Origin of the sequence: Streptomyces hirsutus, from assembly GCF_001418415.1 — a bacterium.
Taxonomy (GTDB): domain Bacteria; phylum Actinomycetota; class Actinomycetes; order Streptomycetales; family Streptomycetaceae; genus Streptomyces; species Streptomyces hirsutus.
This window is the reverse complement of record NZ_LIQT01000762.1, coordinates 1-1,443: the sequence shown is the minus strand read 5'-3', so window position 1 is coordinate 1,443 and position 1,443 is coordinate 1. Positions and strand designations below refer to the sequence as shown.

1 protein-coding gene and 1 pseudogene are annotated in these 1,443 nt (G+C 78.9%); both read right to left on the bottom strand.

The window, feature by feature from the left end; genetic code table 11:
• Positions 1 to 1,043, bottom strand: a 1,043-nt coding sequence (locus AOK11_RS38385) for an aminotransferase class I/II-fold pyridoxal phosphate-dependent enzyme (protein ID WP_107098792.1), incomplete at its 3' end; no start/stop codon positions are given.
• 134 nt (positions 1,044 to 1,177) lie between these two features.
• Positions 1,178 to 1,443, bottom strand: a pseudogene (locus AOK11_RS44280) (hypothetical protein); the annotation flags it as partial.

Sequence of the window (1,443 nt, the reverse complement as noted above, 5' to 3'; positions counted from 1 at the left end):
CGCGGGCGCCCTGGCCCGGCCTGCGGGGGCCGGGCCAGGGCGCCCGCGGCGACGACCGCGGCGCGCGCGGCCGCGGCCACGCGCGCGTGCAGGCGTACGGAGGCCGCCACCCGCGCGGTGACCGGTTCCGGCTCGGACAGCGCGTAGGCGGCGGCTACGGCGACCGGGGTGGCGACGCGCGCGTCGAGCGCGGTCAGGACGTCGAGCACGCGCGCGTGGAGCGGGCCGCCCGCCGCGCCCGCCGGGAAGCGGGCGACCGCGGCGGGCCAGCCCGGCGGGAGCAGGGCGCCCGCCAGGTCGGTGACCACGGTGACCTGTTCGGGCAGCATCTCGGCGGGGCTGAGCAGCACGGTGTCGCGCGGGGTGTGCAGGGTGTCGCGCCAGGTCTCGTCGCTGACCAGGTGCAGCCCTTCGCCGACGGCGGCCTCGAGGGTCTCGTGCAGCAGTTCGGGCGGGGCGACGGTGCCGGTGGGGTCGTCGGCGACGGAGAGCACCAGCAGGCGCGGGTCGCCGCCCTCGGCACGCAGCCTCCGTACGGTCTCCAGCAGGGCGTACGGATCGGGGACACCGCCGCTCTCGGCGGGCACCGGCACCGGGAACGCCGGGCGGCCGAGCAGCCGGGCGTAGGGCGCCCACCAGGAGGCGCAGGGCCGGGGCACCAGTACGTCCCCGCCGATGGCCGCGGTGAGCGCCACGAGCAGCGCGGGCGCGCCGGGGCCGACGGCCACCCGGTCCGGGGCTGCGGGCAGACCACGCCGGTCGCCGTAGCCGCACGCGGCGTCCAGCAGGGCGGGGCCGCCGCCGACCGGTTCCGTCTCCGCGCGGGACGCGGCGGCGGCGAGGACGGCGGCCAGTTCGGGCAGCACGGGCAGCCCGTCCTCGGGCAGCACCGGGCCGAAGCGGACCGGACCGTGGCCGACGGGATCATGGCCCGCGGGGGCACCGCCTGCGGGATCATGGCCCGTGGGGGCACCGCCTGCGGGACCCGCCCCGCCGGGATGCCGGCCTGCGGGGCTGTGCGGTTCGGGGTCCGTCCGCCGCATTCGCGCCTCCACTCCGTGTCCGGTGTCAGTACCCACGGTTCCACCGACCACTCCCGGCAGGCACCGCCGCCGACAAGGACCGGGAGCGAGGGCCGGGAGGGCGGACCGGTCGGCGGGCCGGTCCGCTCCGGGCATCAGCCGTCCGTACGCGTGCTCCTGTCGCGGTACAGCCGGTGGCCGGCGGCGCCGAACGCGGCCGCGATCAGCAGCCCGCCCGCCACCAGGGCGGGCACGGAGTCGGTGAACCCGCCGCCTGTCCCCGCATGGACGCCCCGCGGAACCTCGGGCCTGCCGCAGTGGGCGCGCTCGGGTCCGGGGCAGGACGAGGAGGACGGCGCAGAAGGGGGGAACGGCTTGTGGGAAGGAGACGGCTTGTGCGAGGGGGAGGGTTTGTGCGAGG